The following is a 14,360-nucleotide window of genomic DNA, read 5'->3' on the forward strand; positions in this document are numbered from 1 at the left end:
GTGCGGCGCGAAACCTGCCGGCCCCGGCCGGACTGGGACGCGACGGTACGGCAGCAGGGCCTGGTCTACGCCGACACCGAACTGCCCAACGGCTCGGTGATGTCCTACTGGGACGAATCCGCCTGCTACGCCTTCGACCTGCCGGAGGTGCTGCGACTGGAGGAGGCGACCGAGGAGCTGCACCGGATGGCGGCGACGGCGGCCGAGCACGTGGTGACGCACCGGCGGTACGCCGACTTCGGCATTCCGGCGTGGGCCGCCGACGCCGTCGCCCGGTCGTTGCGCGAGCGGCCACCGAGTCTGTACGGCCGATTCGACCTCTGGTACGACGGCTCCTGGCCGCCGAAGCTGCTGGAGTACAACGCCGACACCCCCACCGCCCTGGTCGAAGCCGCGATCGTGCAGTGGTACTGGCTGGAGGACACCCGACCGCAGCTCGACCAGTGGAACAGCCTGCACGAACGGCTGGTGGCGGGCTGGGCGCAGATCAAGGCCGGGATGTACCACCCGACGCTGCACGTCACCTGGTCGAGCGAGGAGGAGACCGGCGAGGATCTGATGACCGCCGGCTACCTCGCCGAGACCGCCCGGCAGGCCGGGCTGACCGCCGAGCTGCTGCCGATGCTGGACGTCGGCTGGGACGGCCGGCGCTTCGTTGACGCCGCCGACCGGCCGATCACCACCTGCTTCAAGCTCTACCCGTGGGAGTGGATGCTGGCCGAGCCGTACGGTCGGTTGGCGCTCGAACCGGGCACCCCGACCACCTGGATCGAGCCGGCCTGGAAGCTGCTGCTGTCGAACAAGGCACTACTGGCGGTGCTCTGGGAGCTGTTTCCGGACCACCCGTACCTACTGCCGGCGTACCTGGACGGACCGCGCGGGATGTCGGAGTACGTCGCCAAGCCGCTGCTCGGCCGGGAAGGCGCGGGGGTACGGATCGTGACCGCAGGCGGCGAGATCGGGAATCCGGGCGACTACGGCGCCGAAGGCTGGTGCTACCAGGAGTTCCGGGCGCTGCCGGCGTTCGACGACAACCATCTGGTGCTGGGCAGCTGGGTGGTGGACGGCGAGTCCGCCGGTGCCGGGTTGCGGGAGAGTTCCGGATTGATAACCGACGGGTACGCCCGGTTTCTGCCGCACTACGTGGCCGCCCACCGGGCGATCTGAATCGTCTACGGTTGTCAGGTGGACTTCGACGCCTACGCGCGGACCGCAGTTGATCTGGTCAACTCCCCGTTGGCTGACCTCGACGACCTGAGGGCGCTGTTCCACGGCGACCACGTCTGGATGTGCGACGAGGTCTGTGACCGCGACCTGACGGTGTTCCGGCGGGCCGCTAGACGCCTGCGGGATGTCTTCGAGTACGGCACCACCGGACGCGATGCCGACGCGGTCGCCGAGCTCAACTCGCTGCTCGCGGCGTTTCCGGTGCAGCCGCGAATCTCCGGCCACGACTCCAACGACTGGCACATGCACGTGACCGGCCGGGGAGCCTCGGTCAGCGCCGAGTATCTGGCCGGGGCGGTGTGGGGGCTGTCGGTCTGGCTGTGCGAGTACGGCAGTGCCCGCTTCGGCGTCTGCGCTGACGCCCGCTGCGGCAACGTCTACCTGGACACGTCGTCGAACTGCTGCCGGCGGTTCTGCTCGGAGCGCTGCGCCACCCGTTCGCACGTGGCCGCGCACCGGGCCCGCAAGCGCGCCGCCGTCGAGGACAAGCCGCTGCTGCCGGTCAGCTGACCGGTGTTCCCCGACTCCAGCCGGCCAGTTTCCTCCGGCCCAGCCGGCCAGTCTTTCCGGCTCAGCCGGCCGGCTGGTCGACGGTCGCCGACCAGCCGGGGCTGCCGCCGTCGATGGTGGCCAGGTGCCGGCGGGCGAACGCCAACGACTCGCGCAGGTCGGCCTCGCGCACCGTACGGCTGCGGGCGCCGCGGGTGGCGACCTCGACCGCCACCGCGCCCCGGAAGCCGTTGCCGGCCAGCGAGCTGAGCAGCTCGCCGCACGGCTGGTTGCCCCGGCCGGGGACCAGATGCTCGTCGCGGCCGAGGCCGCTGCCGTCGCCGAGGTGCACGTGCTCCAGGCGGTCGCCCATCGCGGCGGCGAGGGCCAGTGCGTCGGCCCGCGACGCGGCGCAGTGCGACAGGTCGAGGGTGTACGCGTCGTAGCCGACCTCGGTCGGATCCCAGCCGGGCTGATACGGGACGAACTCACGGCCGGCCATCCGGACCGGGAACATGTTCTCCACCGCGAACCGCACCTGTGGGTGGGCGTCGCGCAGGGTACGCAGCCCGTCGGCGAAGGTACGGGCGTAGTCGCGTTGCCAGCTGAACGGTGGATGCACCACGACGGTCGGCGCGCCGAGCGTCTCGGCCAGTACGGCCGAGCGGCGCAGTCGTTCCCACGGGTCGGAGCTCCAGACCCGCTGGGTGACCAGCAGGCAGGGGGCATGCACAGCGAGTACCGGCACACCGTAGTGCGCGGCGAGCCCACGCAGCGCGCCAGCGTCCTGGCTGACCGCATCGGTCCAGACCATCACCTCGATGCCGTCGTAGCCGAGCGCGGCGGCCAGCTCGAAGGCGGCCGCCGTCGGCTCGGGAAACACCGATGAGCTGGAGAGCAGCACGGGTACCGCGGAGGTCACGTCGCCCAGCCTAGCCCGGCCGGCGCAGACCTGCCGGATCGGTGACCATGCCAAGGTCACCGGCAGAGATCAGCTCCAATTGAGCCATCCGGCGCAGGATCACCCCTTCCCGCAGCGCCCACGGACAGATGTCCAGCGACTCGATGCCCAACTGCCGCATGACCGACTCGGCCACCACCGCCCCCGCCAGCAACTGATGCCCCCGGCTGGCGCTGACCCCTTCGAGTTCGTGCAACTCGGCGGGCGGGATGTGGCGGATGAACCCGGTCACCTGACGCAGCCCGGTACGGGTCAGCCGCCGGGGTGCCCACAGCCCGGCGCTGGACGGCGCGGCCCCGGTCAGCCGGGCCAGGGTGCGGAACGTCTTGGAGGTGCCGACCGCCCGGTCCCAGCCCTGCGCCTGCAGCAGCGGAACCATCGTCTGCACCTGGGCGTCGACGTACTCCCGCAGGTCGGTGACGAACTGTGCGGCCGGTGGGCTGACAGTGAACGGGGTGACCCCGAGTCGTTCCCGGGTCAACCGGCCGGCCCCGAGCGGCAGCGACTGGGCCAGGTGCGGCTCCTCGTCGACCCCGGCGGCCAGTTCCAGGGAGCCGCCGCCGATGTCCAGCACCAGCAGCCGGCCGGCGGACCAGCCGAACCAGCGGCGGACCGCGAGGAAGGTCATCCGGGCCTCGTCGGCGCCGGAGAGCACCTGCAGGTGCACGCCGGTCTCGGCGCGGACCCGGGCCAGCACCGCCGCCGAATTGGTGGCGTCGCGCACCGCCGAGGTGGCGAACGCGATCAGGTCGCTGGTCTGCCAGTGGTCGGCTGCGGCCCGCGCGGCGGCCACCGCTTCGACCAGGGCGTCCGCCCCGGCCGGGGTGAGCGCGCCGTCCGGTCCGATCTGTTCGGCGAGCCGCAGCAGCGACTTCTCCGAGTGTGCCGGCCACGGGTGGGCGCCGGGGTGTGCGTCCACCACGAGCAGATGCACGGTGTTGGAACCGACGTCGAGCACACCCAGTCGCATGTGATCACCCTAGGCCAACCCGGCGTACCGACCCGCTTGCCCGTTCCGCCGCAGGTGGCAGGCGTACGCTGGCCGGGTGGCACCCCGTGACGAGCTCCGGATCCTGGTCGAGACCCCGGCCGACCCCCGCAGTCGGGAGGTCGAGCTGGACTTTCCCCGTGAGTGGATCGAGTTCGTCGACCCGGCCGACGCCGCGCATCTGGTCCGGGCCGACCTGACCTGGTTGCTGTCCCGCTGGACCTGTGTGTTCGGTGGGTCCTGCCACGGCATCATCGCCGGGCGGGCCGGGGACGGCTGCTGTTCGCACGGTGCCTTCTTCACCGACAGCGACGACGAGAACCGGGTCAAGTCGGCTGCGAAGCGGCTCACCCCGCAGACCTGGCAGCACTACCGGCGCGGGTTCAAGAACTACACCGAGATGGACACCGTCGACGGTAGGAATCCGGCGCGGCGGACCGCCACCCGCAGCGCCGACGGGCCGTGCGTGTTCCACAACGACGCCGACTTCCCCGGCGGCGGGGGCTGCGCGCTGCACGCCCAGGCGCTGCGCGACGGGGTGCATCCGCTGGAGTACAAGCCGGACGTCTGCTGGCAGTTGCCGATCCGCCGGGACCAGGAGTGGACCAAGCGTCCGGACGGCAGCAAGGTGCTGGTCTCCACGCTGACCGAGTTCGACCGGCGGGGCTGGGGTGCCGGTGGGCACGACCTGGACTGGTGGTGCACCTCGTCGCCGGAGGCGCACGTCGGGGGCGAGCCAATGTACCGGTCGTACGAGCCGGAGCTGACCGCGCTGGTCGGCAAGGCGGCGTACGCCCGCCTGGCCGAGCTGTGCGCGGCACGGGCCCGGCGCGGCCTGGTGGCAGCGCACCCGGCCACGCCGCGTCGGCGGACGCCGAACGCCCGCCGGTCGGAGTGACACCGACGCGACCGGCGGCACCGGCACAGGCCCCAACATCTGGTCAGGACTCGAACTTGTAGCCCAGCCCGCGCACGGTGACGATGAAGCGCGGCGCCGACGGCTCCGGTTCGATCTTGGAACGCAGCCGCTTGACGTGCACATCGAGGGTCTTGGTGTCACCGACGTAGTCGGCACCCCACACCCGGTCGATCAGCTGCCCCCGGGTGAGCACCCGGCCGGCGTTGCGCAGCAGCAGCTCGAGCAGCTCGAACTCCTTCAGCGGCAGCTGGACCGAGTCCCCGCCGACGGTCACCACGTGCCGCTCGACATCCATCCGGACCGGTCCGGCGGTCAGCGTCGCGGTGGACGGCTCGATCACCTCGGTGCTCTGTCGGCGCAGCACCGCCCGGATCCGGGCGACCAGTTCCCGGGGCGAGTACGGCTTGGTGACGTAGTCGTCGGCGCCGATCTCCAGGCCCACCACCTTGTCGATCTCGCTGTCCCGGGCAGTCACCATGATGATCGGCACCCGCGAGCGTTGCCGCAGTTCACGGCAGACCTCGGTGCCGGACATCTCGGGCAGCATCAGGTCGAGCAGCACGATGTCCGCTCCGGTGCGGTCGAATTCGGTGAGCGCGTCGGTGCCGGTTGGCGCCACCGACACCTCGAACCCCTCTTTGCGCAGCATGTAGGAGAGCGCGTCGGAGAAGGACTCCTCGTCCTCCACCACGAGTACCCGGGCCACTTGTCGTTCCTTCCCTGTGTCCGGCCTGATCCGCTCAGACCTGCTCGTGCGCGGCCGGACCGGTGTCGATCTCAACCGATTCGGGTAGCGGCAGTGCGGCGTCCGGCGGGCTGGCAGGCAGCCGCAGCGTGAACGTCGACCCTCCACCCAGCGTGCTGGACACCTCGACCCGACCGCCATGGTTGGTGACGATGTGCTTGACGATGGCCAGGCCCAGCCCGGTGCCGCCGGTGCTGCGTGAGCGCGCCTGGTCGGCCCGGTAGAACCGTTCGAAGATCCGGTCGACCTCGTCGGGGGCGATGCCGATGCCCTGGTCCGCGACGGCGATGTCGACGAAGCCATCGACCCGGGTGACGGTCACCGTGACCCGGGTGTCCTCACCGGAGTAGGCGATCGCGTTCTCCACCAGGTTCGCCAACGCGGTGGCGATCTGGCTGTCACGACCGTACACGGTCAGCCCGCGTTCGCCCGCCACCGCCACCTCGACCCGGCGGGCCGCAGCCGGGGTACGGGTCCGGTCCACGACCTCGGCGAGCACCCAGTCGACGGCGATCGGGTCGGGCGCCGGCAGCGGCTCGGCCCCCTGCAGCCGGGTGAGTTCGAGCAGCTCGTTGACCAGCCGGCCGAGCCGGGTCGACTCGTGCTGAATCCGTTCGGCGAACCGGCGGGCGGCGGCCACGTCATCGGTCGGGTCGGTGACCGCGCTGTCCGGATCGGTGGCGTCCAGCAACGCCTCGGCGAGCAACTGCAGGGCACCGATCGGGGTCTTCAGCTCATGGCTGACGTTGGCGACGAAGTCCCGGCGGACCCTGGCCACCCGGTGCGACTCGGTGACGTCGGCGGCTTCGACCGCCACGTGGTTGTCGCGCAGGCCGACGGCCCGCAGGTGCACCCCGAGCGGGTCCTGGGTGCCGCCTTCGCGGCCCCGGGGCAGGTCGAGCTCCACCTCGCGGCGCACGCCGGTGCGGCGGACCTGCCCGGCCAGGGTACGGATGATCGGGTGCGCGGCGACGCTGCCCGGCGTGGGTCCGGCCCGGAGCATGCCCATCGCCCGGGCCGCCGGGTTGACCAGCACCGGTCGGTCGGCGCCGTCGAGCACCACCACACCGACCCGTAGTGAGTCCAGGCTCCGGCGGGCCAGCGAGTCGATCAGGCTGCGGTCCGGGGTCGGGGGTGCCGCAGCGGCGTCGTTCGCGACGATCGGCGGCCTCCCGTTGCTGGACGTACGCTGCCCGCCCCGGTGTTCAACCGGGGCGGATGCCAGTTGTCGTGCCCGGGCTCGCGCCAGGAGCAGACCGGCGACGAGCCCGCCGCCAGTGCCGACGGCCGCACCGCCGGCCAGAACCGCCCAATCCACGGGGCGATCGTAGGGTCATTGTTAACCTGGTCAGCCACCCGAACAGGACATATCTCACCGCAATCGTCAGATGTTCATACTGCCGCCCCGCTCTGTTCACCCCTGTTCATCTGGGTGCCGGCAAGCCGCCATACGGTGTGGGCGACACCGGGCGGGACCAGGACCGGAGACCTCCCACCACGACGACGGAAGGCCACCATGCGCGAGGAGTTCCAGGCCGAGCTGCAGGAAATCAGCGAACTGCTGGTATCGATGGCGGAAGCCGCTCAGACGGCGCTGCGCCGGGCGACCGGCGCGCTGCTCACCGCCGACCGCGAGGCCGGCGAGCTGGTGCTGGTCAACGATGCCGAGATCGATGCCCTCTACCGCACGGTGGAGGAACGGGTCAGCGATCTACTGGCCCGGCAGGCGCCGGTCGCCTCCGACCTGCGGATGGCGATCACCGCGCTGCACGTGGCCTCCGGGTTGGAGCGGATGGGCGACCTCGCCGACCACGTGGCCAAGACCGCCCTGCGGCGGCACCCGTCACCAGCGGTCCCGGCCGAGCTACGCGGAGTGTTCTCGGAGATGGCCGAGGTCGCCGACCGCATGATCGCGAAGGTGGTCGGGGTGCTGCGTACCCCGGACGCGAAGACCGCCGCCGAGCTCGACAGCGACGACGACGCGATGGACGAGCTGCACCGCAAGCTGTTCCGGGTGCTGCTGGGCAAGGACTGGCCGTACGGTGCGGAGACCGCCATCGACGGCGCGCTGCTGGGCCGGTTCTACGAGCGGTACGCCGACCACGCGGTCAATGCCGGCCGGCGGGTCGTCTACCACGTGACCGGGGTGAACCCGAACGACTGAGCACCAGGGCGCCGGGGCCAGGGGTACGGGGCGGGCAACGTCCCGTACCCCTGGTCCGACGGCTCAGCGGCCCTGGTTGGCGACCGCGGCGGCCGCGGCAGCGGCGGCGTCCGGGTCCAGGTAGTCACCGCCGACGTTGACCGGCCGCAGCGCGCCGTCCAGGTCGTAGCGCAGCGGGATGCCGGTCGGGATGTTCAGCTTGGCGATCGCCTCGTCGGAGATCCCGTCGAGGTGCTTCACCAGCGCCCGCAGCGAGTTGCCGTGCGCCGCGACCAGCACCTGCTTGCCGGCGAGCAGGTCCGGCACGATCGCGTCGTACCAGTACGGCAGCATCCGCCGCACCACGTCGGCCAGGCATTCGGTCCGGGGCATCAACTCGGGCGGCAGCTCCCGGTACCGCGGCTCGCCGACCTGCGACCAGTCGTCGTCGTCGGCGATCGGCGGCGGCGGGGTGTCGTAGGAGCGACGCCAGAGCATGAACTGCTCCTCGCCGTACTCCTCCAGGGTCTGCTTCTTGTTCTTGCCCTGCAGCGCACCGTAGTGCCGCTCGTTGAGCCGCCACGACCGGCGCACCGGGATCCAGCCCCGGTCCGCGGTGTGCAGCGCCAGTTCGCTGGTCCGGATGGCCCGCCGCAGCACGCTGGTGTGCACGACGTCCGGCAGCAGGTTGTGCTGCGCCAGCAGCTCACCGCCACGCCGCGCCTCGGCCTCGCCCTTGGCAGTCAGATCCACGTCGACCCAACCGGTGAAGAGGTTCTTCGCGTTCCACTCGCTCTCGCCATGCCGGAGCAGCACCAGTGTCCCCACAGTCATGACCTCATCCTGCCGGAACCGGCCGTCGCGAACTCACCGGCCTGCGGTGACGACCACCACGTGGAACTCACCCGTCGGTCGGTCGGGCCTGCCTCGACAGGTAGGTGCAAAGGCGGTTCGGCCGTCACGCGGACTCCGGAGTTGCCTCGATCTCGAGGCGGATGGCCTGCTGGCAAAGTTCGAACATACCGTGCAATTCGGTCTCACTTGGCGCATGCGCGATGATGGAACCGACCCGGTCGTTGGAGGAACGCACGTCGTCCAGGTAGGCACCCGGCTCCACATCGATCATCGTCTCGTGCACCGCAGCCGGCGCGTCCAGCGCCACCGGCTCCACTGGGCGTCGGATCAGCGTACTTCCCCACCAGTGCGGCGTCAGGCCCTCGACGTCGCAATGGACGGCCTTGAGATGCCCGGCGCGCTGCGCCAGGAAGCGCTGCCCGGTCCACCGACGGATTGAGGCGACTGGGCTGGCCGGCGTCGCGTCGGTGACGATCGCGTCGATGAGCACCTTCTCCAAGGAGACACCCATCGCCAGCTCCCACAGGGTTGGGATGGCGTCCCCACCGCCCCGAGCGGTCAGTTCCATCAGTACCGCCCCTCGTTCCGGATCCAGCCGAAGCTCGACATGGGCCATGCCGGTGCCCATCTGCAGCTGGTCCACGGCCTCTGCCGCCACCCGGCGCAGAACGTCGTAGCTCTGCTGATCTTGCGGCCCGACCTGGAGGACTTCCCAAAACTATTTCCAGGTCGGTTCAACGCAATCCGTAAACGCGAAAGATCTCCAACTTGGTTACCGTAAGTAATGTGGCGGGGAACTGTTCCAGCGATCTGCGGAATCCGGTCTTGAGAACCTTCCAACACTTCAGGTGGGCGATCGCGCGTTCAACGGCGGCGCGGAGCCGGTTGAGCGCGGTGTTGCACGCACGTCGGACCTCGGTCAACTCCCGACCCCGGGGCTTCTTGTACGGACTCGCGATGCCGGCACCCTGGTAGCCCTTGTCACCGGTCATCCCGGGCCCGCCGGGTGCGTAGTGGCCTGCCCACCGGGCGGCGATCCCGGACACGTCGAAGGCCTTCCGGTCGTGCATGCCCCCGGACACGGATCACCCACGTCGACCACCCGTCCCGCGAGGTTGGCGACCACCTGCACGTTCTGCCCGCAGAAACCCTTCTTCTCGGAGAACAACCCGTCGACGTCGTCGCGTTCCCCGACCGGCGCGACCAGACCATCGACCAGGACCGCGTCCCGGCGGGCCTGGTCACGGACCCGCTCGTACAACGGGGTCAACACCTCGTCCACCAACGGTTCCAACTCGTCCTGGTAGCGCTCCACGGTCGTCGAGCCGCAGCCGAACACCTCACCGAGCACGTCCGGCGCGAGGTTGTGCCGCAGCCCGAACAGCACCATCACCAGCGCCGTGTCCAGCGGCAACGCCCGCGGCCGTCCCACCGGCAGGTCCCAGTCCAGCAGCGCGTCCACCTGCTCGACCAACCAGTCGACTTGATCGGAGTCCAACCCGGTCATACGCTCACAACGCGGCGGCCGGCCGTTGATCGTTTGAGTCCACATAACCCGAATGATCTAGACGATGCCGGCCGCCGTCTCCACAAGCGACACGCCCGAGTTGATCACACCCGGGCCGTCACGCCACGTCACATCGACAGGGCTCGGTTCCGGATCGGCGGACCCCTTTCGGGAAGTCCTCCTGGTGGGAGTCAAAGATAGGCAAACTGCACATGAGCCGGCGATCGTAGGTGGGTAACATGGCGGGCTATGACTGACACCTCGTCGGACTTCGTCGTGCCGCCGGCTCCGTCTCTTGACGGCCTGGAGGACAAGTGGGTAGGCCGATGGGAAGAACTGGGCGTATACCGGTTCGACCGGACCGCGACCCGGAACGACGTGTTCTCGATCGACACCCCACCGCCCACCGTGAGCGGGTCGTTGCACGTAGGGCACGTCTTCTCGTACACGCACACCGACACGATCGCTCGGTATCAGCGAATGCAGGGCCGGGCGGTGTTCTATCCGATGGGGTGGGACGACAACGGCCTGCCGACCGAGCGGCGGGTGCAGAACTATTTCGGTGTACGGTGCGACCCGTCGCTGCCGTACGACCCGGATTTCACGCCGCCGGAGCAGCCAGGCAAGTCTGAAGTCCCGGTGTCGCGGCGCAACTTCATCGAGCTGTGCGAGCGACTGACCGTCACCGACGAGCAGGCGTTCGAGGCGCTGTGGCGGCGGCTGGGCCTGTCGGTGGACTGGTCGATGACCTACCAGACCATCGACGCCGCCGCGCGGCGGGTGTCGCAGCGGGCGTTCCTACGCAACGTGGCGCGCGGGGAGGCGTACCTGTCGGAGGCGCCGACGCTGTGGGACGTGAGCTTTCAGACGGCGGTCGCGCAGGCAGAGCTGGAGGACCGGCAACGGCCCGGCGCGTACCACCGGGTGGCGTTCCACCGACCGGGCGGCTCCCCGGTCTACATCATGACCTCGCGGCCCGAGTTGCTACCGGCGTGTGTGGCGCTGGTAGCGCATCCGGACGACGAGCGGTACCAGCCGCTGTTCGGCACGACGGTGCGCACGCCGCTGTTCGGCGTCGAGGTGCCGGTGAAGGCGCACCGGCTGGCCGTGCCGGACAAGGGCACCGGGCTGGCGATGATCTGCACGTTCGGTGACCTGATGGACGTGCTGTGGTGGCGGGAGATGCAATTGGCGACTCGCCCCGTCATCGGCCGTGACGGCCGAGTGCTGGCCGACCCGCCGCCGGGTCTGGACGGCCCCGAGGGTCGCGACGCCTACGCGCGGTTGGTGGGGGCCACCGTCCATACCGCCCGGGAGCGGGTGGTGGAGATGCTGCGGGTCTCCGGTGACCTCGACGGCGAACCGGAGAAAATCGTCCATCCGGTGAAGTTCTACGAGAAGGGCGACAAGCCGCTGGAAATCGTCACCACCCGGCAGTGGTACATCCGCAACGGCGGTCGCGACCTGGACATCCGCGAGACGCTGCGGGCCGCCGGCCGAGGGCTCGTCTGGCATCCGGAGTACATGCAGGCCCGCTACGACAGCTGGGCGACCGGACTGACCGGCGACTGGCTGGTCAGTCGGCAGCGGTTCTTCGGCGTCCCGGTCCCGGTGTGGTATCCGCTGGACGCCCATGGCGAGCCGGTCTACGACCAGCCGATCCTGCCGGACGAGGCATCCCTGCCGGTGGATCCGAGTACCGACGCCCCACCTGGCTACACCGCCGACCGCCGCGGCCAGGCCGGTGGGTTCGTCGGGGATCCGGACGTGCTGGACACCTGGGCGACGTCGTCGCTGACGCCACAGATCGCCGGCCGGTGGGGCACCGACGACGACCTGTTCGACCGGGTCTTCCCGATGGATGTACGCCCCCAGGCGCACGAGATCATCCGTACCTGGCTGTTCTCCACGGTCGTCCGCGCCCATCTGGAGCACGGCAGCCTGCCCTGGGCGCATGCGGCGATCTCCGGCTGGGTGCTGGACCCGGACCGCAAGAAGATGTCAAAATCCAAGGGCAATGCGGTGACCCCGATGGCCCTGCTGGAACAGTACGGCTCGGACGCGGCCCGCTACTGGGCGGTCAGCGGCCGTCCGGGCACCGACACGGCGTTCGACACCGGACAGATGAAGGTCGGCCGCCGGCTGGCAACGAAGATCCTCAACGCGTCCCGGTTCGTCCTCGGCCTGGGAGCACCAGCGCCGCACGCGGTGGTGGCGCAGGCGTTGGACCGGGCCACGCTGGCCGAGTTGGCCGTCGTGGTCGACGACGCCACCGCGGCACTCGACGGTTACGACTACACCCGGGCGTTGGAACGCACGGAGCACTTCTTCTGGCGGTTCTGCGACGACTACGTCGAGTTGGCCAAGACCAGGGCCTACGGTGAACGCGGCACAGCCGCGGCCGAGTCGGCACGAGCCGCGCTCACCACGGCGTTGAGCGTGCTGCTGCGGTTGTTCGCGCCGTTCCTGCCGTACGTCACCGAGGAAGTGTGGTCCTGGTGGCAGGTGGGCAGCGTCCACCGAGCCTCCTGGCCGTCGAGCGAGGAACTGCGGATGCTGACCGGTGACGCCGACGGCACGGCGCTCGCCGTCGCCGGCGACGTCATCGCCACGATCCGCAAGGCCAAGTCGGAGGCACGATTGTCGATGCGGGCCGAGGTGTCGAAGGTGCTTGTATGCGGCAGTGCCGACCTGCTGGCCGTGCTGGACACCATCGCCGAGGACGTGCAGGCCGCCGGCCGGGTGGGTTGGCTGGATACCGAGAAGGCCGACGGCTCAGGGCTGACCACGCAGGTGACGCTCCAATAGGGCCGGGTGACGATGGACGATCCAGGCCAGCCGGGTGACGATCACCACGCGGAAACTCGCATGCCCGGTACACCGCCCGCCGCCTAATGTGTAAGGCACAGACCCTGCACTGCTCATTACTGCACGGGGGTAACCGATGTCGCGTGCGCGGGGATGGCTACAGCAGACCACCAGCGGCCTGCCCCGGGCCTTCTGGTACCTGTGGACCGGCAGTCTGATCAACCGGCTCGGCTCGTTCGTCGTGATCTTCCTGGCCATCTACCTGACCGCCGGGCGCGGCCTGTCCGGCTCCCAGGCCGGCCTGGTGCTCGGCGCCTGGGGCGCCGGCGGAGCCGTCGGCACCCTGCTCGGCGGGACGCTCGCCGACCGCTGGGGGCGACGCCCGACGCTGCTCACCGCGCACCTGGGCGCTGCCACCATGCTGATCGTCCTCGGGTTGGCCGACCGGTGGTGGCTGCTCCTGGTGGGCGCCGCACTGCTCGGCCTGTTCAACGAGGGCGCGCGGCCGGCGTACGGGGCGATGATGATCGACGTGGTCCCGGCCGCCGACCGGCTGCGGGCCTTCTCGCTCAACTACTGGGCCATCAACCTGGGGTACGCGTTCGCAGCGGTGCTCGCCGGACTCGCCGCGCAGGTCGACTACTTCCTGCTGTTCGCGGTGAACGCGAGCACCACCCTGGCCACCGCCGCGCTGGTCTTCGTCAAGGTCGGTGAGACCCGGCCGGCGACCCAGGCGGCGGCACCGCTCGGCGCAGCCGTGGTCGCGGCCCGACCGGCCGGGTTGCTGGTTGTCGTCACCGACCGGGTCTTCCTCGGCTTCGTCGGGCTGAACGTGCTGCTGGCCATGGTGTTCATGCAGCACGGCTCGATGTTGCCGATCGCGATGGCCGACGACGGGCTGTCGCCCACCACGTTCGGCGCGGTGATGGCGCTCAACGGCGTACTCATCGTGATCGGGCAGCTCTTCGTCCCCCGGCTGATCACCGGCCGCAACCGCTCGCACGTGCTGGCTCTGGCGGCGGTGATCGTCGGGGTCGGCTTCGGCCTGACCGCCGTCGCCGACGTCGCCTGGTTGTACGCGGTGACAGTGCTGATCTGGACCGCTGGCGAAATGCTCAACTCGCCATCGAACGCGACGCTGATCGCCGAGCTGACCCCGGCCGCGCTGCGCGGCCGGTACCAGGGCGTCTTCTCGCTGTCCTGGTCGGTTGCCGCCTTCGCCGCGCCGATCACCGGCGGCTTCGTCTGGCAGTACGCGGGAAACACCGCGCTGTGGCTCGGCTGCGCCGCTATCGGCGGGGTGGTCGCGGTGGGTCAGCTGATCGCCGGACCGGCGCGCGAGCGGCGGGCCGCCGAGCTGCGGACGGGCGCGTCGGCCGTGACCCGGCCGACCCAGTCCCAGCTCACGACGCCGGAACGATCCCAGCAGCCGCTGGCACCGGCCCATCCGCAGTAGTTGCCAGGCCGGCAGAAACAAATAACCGGCGGCGGGGAGCGACACTCACCCCCGTAAGCGTCGCTCCCCCTCGCCGCCGGTTTCGGGTGGCGCCGTCCCCCAACGGCCCAATGCCACCGGTCCCCCGGCACCCAGCCCGGCAGTTCGGACCGAACCGGTCCGACGGCCCCCAGCCGATCCCGGGCTCGGAGCGTGGCTCAACCGTAGTTCCTGCCACTTCCGGTGGACAAGGCGATTCGGTTGTACCCCCAATCACACCATC

At 70.2% G+C, this 14,360-nt stretch carries 14 protein-coding genes; 6 read left to right on the forward strand and 8 right to left on the reverse strand.

Translation table 11 applies throughout. The features are described 5' to 3' along the window. Together O7543_RS16240 and O7543_RS16245 are read left to right on the forward strand one after the other, a co-directional pair. Positions 1-1,167 carry a glutathionylspermidine synthase family protein gene (locus O7543_RS16240; protein ID WP_281553052.1) on the forward strand — a complete coding sequence of 389 codons (1,167 nt, stop codon included), beginning with the start codon at positions 1-3 and terminating at the stop codon, positions 1,165-1,167. Between the two features lie 18 nt (positions 1,168-1,185). Next, positions 1,186-1,737: a CGNR zinc finger domain-containing protein gene (locus tag O7543_RS16245; RefSeq protein WP_281553051.1), complete on the forward strand. Its 552-nt coding sequence runs from the start codon at positions 1,186-1,188 to the stop codon at positions 1,735-1,737. Positions 1,738-1,798: 61 nt separating this feature from the next. Here the strand turns inward: O7543_RS16245 and O7543_RS16250 are convergent, their stop codons facing one another. Together O7543_RS16250 and O7543_RS16255 are read right to left on the reverse strand one after the other, a co-directional pair. After that, positions 1,799-2,638, reverse strand: coding sequence for a sugar phosphate isomerase/epimerase (locus O7543_RS16250; protein WP_281553050.1), 840 nt, complete (start codon positions 2,636-2,638; stop codon positions 1,799-1,801). Between the two features lie 10 nt (positions 2,639-2,648). Then, positions 2,649-3,647, reverse strand: a complete 999-nt coding sequence (locus O7543_RS16255; RefSeq protein WP_281553049.1) for a Ppx/GppA phosphatase family protein — start codon at positions 3,645-3,647, stop codon at positions 2,649-2,651. A gap of 76 nt (positions 3,648-3,723) precedes the next feature. Here O7543_RS16255 and O7543_RS16260 point away from each other — a divergent pair, with 76 nt between their 5' ends. Beyond that, positions 3,724-4,563, forward strand: a complete 840-nt coding sequence (locus O7543_RS16260; RefSeq protein ID WP_281553048.1) for a hypothetical protein — start codon at positions 3,724-3,726, stop codon at positions 4,561-4,563. Between the two features lie 43 nt (positions 4,564-4,606). Here the strand turns inward: O7543_RS16260 and O7543_RS16265 are convergent, their stop codons facing one another. Both O7543_RS16265 and O7543_RS16270 read right to left on the reverse strand, forming a co-directional pair. Next, complete coding sequence (locus tag O7543_RS16265) at positions 4,607-5,290, reverse strand: response regulator transcription factor (RefSeq protein WP_281553047.1); 684 nt, start codon at positions 5,288-5,290, stop codon at positions 4,607-4,609. A gap of 34 nt (positions 5,291-5,324) precedes the next feature. Next, positions 5,325-6,647 (reverse strand): ATP-binding protein, encoded by a 1,323-nt coding sequence (locus tag O7543_RS16270; protein ID WP_281553046.1) that lies wholly within the window; start codon positions 6,645-6,647, stop codon positions 5,325-5,327. A 198-nt stretch (positions 6,648-6,845) separates the two neighbouring features. On the opposite strand from O7543_RS16270, the gene phoU reads away from it, so the two are divergent. Continuing rightward, positions 6,846-7,493 carry a phosphate signaling complex protein PhoU gene (gene phoU, locus O7543_RS16275; protein WP_123605756.1) on the forward strand — a complete coding sequence of 216 codons (648 nt, stop codon included), beginning with the start codon at positions 6,846-6,848 and terminating at the stop codon, positions 7,491-7,493. A gap of 63 nt (positions 7,494-7,556) precedes the next feature. Here phoU and O7543_RS16280 read toward each other — a convergent pair whose 3' ends face one another. The 4 genes from O7543_RS16280 to O7543_RS16295 all read right to left on the reverse strand — a co-directional run bounded on the left by O7543_RS16280 (position 7,557) and on the right by O7543_RS16295 (position 9,825). After that, positions 7,557-8,306: a phosphoglyceromutase gene (locus tag O7543_RS16280; protein WP_233606528.1), complete on the reverse strand. Its 750-nt coding sequence runs from the start codon at positions 8,304-8,306 to the stop codon at positions 7,557-7,559. 124 nt (positions 8,307-8,430) lie between these two features. Then, on the reverse strand, positions 8,431-8,970 hold the full coding sequence (locus O7543_RS16285; RefSeq protein ID WP_281553045.1) for a hypothetical protein: 540 nt from the start codon (positions 8,968-8,970) through the stop codon (positions 8,431-8,433). 91 nt (positions 8,971-9,061) lie between these two features. Then, a complete protein-coding gene (locus tag O7543_RS16290) occupies positions 9,062-9,397 on the reverse strand; it encodes a transposase family protein (protein ID WP_281553044.1) in 336 nt (111 codons plus the stop codon). Further along, positions 9,316-9,825, reverse strand: coding sequence for a transposase family protein (locus O7543_RS16295; protein WP_281553043.1), 510 nt, complete (start codon positions 9,823-9,825; stop codon positions 9,316-9,318). The genes O7543_RS16290 and O7543_RS16295 overlap by 82 nt, the downstream gene beginning before the upstream one ends. Before the next feature lie 258 nt (positions 9,826-10,083). Here O7543_RS16295 and valS point away from each other — a divergent pair, with 258 nt between their 5' ends. Both valS and O7543_RS16305 read left to right on the forward strand, forming a co-directional pair. Beyond that, positions 10,084-12,642 (forward strand): valine--tRNA ligase, encoded by a 2,559-nt coding sequence (gene valS, locus O7543_RS16300; protein ID WP_281553042.1) that lies wholly within the window; start codon positions 10,084-10,086, stop codon positions 12,640-12,642. 136 nt (positions 12,643-12,778) lie between these two features. Further along, the gene (locus O7543_RS16305) at positions 12,779-14,098 is read left to right on the forward strand and encodes an MFS transporter (RefSeq protein WP_281553041.1); all 1,320 of its coding nucleotides are present in this window, start codon (positions 12,779-12,781) and stop codon (positions 14,096-14,098) included. The last annotated feature ends 262 nt before the right edge of the window (positions 14,099-14,360 follow it).

It is taken from the genome of Solwaraspora sp. WMMA2080, from assembly GCF_027497395.1.
In the GTDB taxonomy this organism is placed as follows: domain Bacteria; phylum Actinomycetota; class Actinomycetes; order Mycobacteriales; family Micromonosporaceae; genus Micromonospora_E.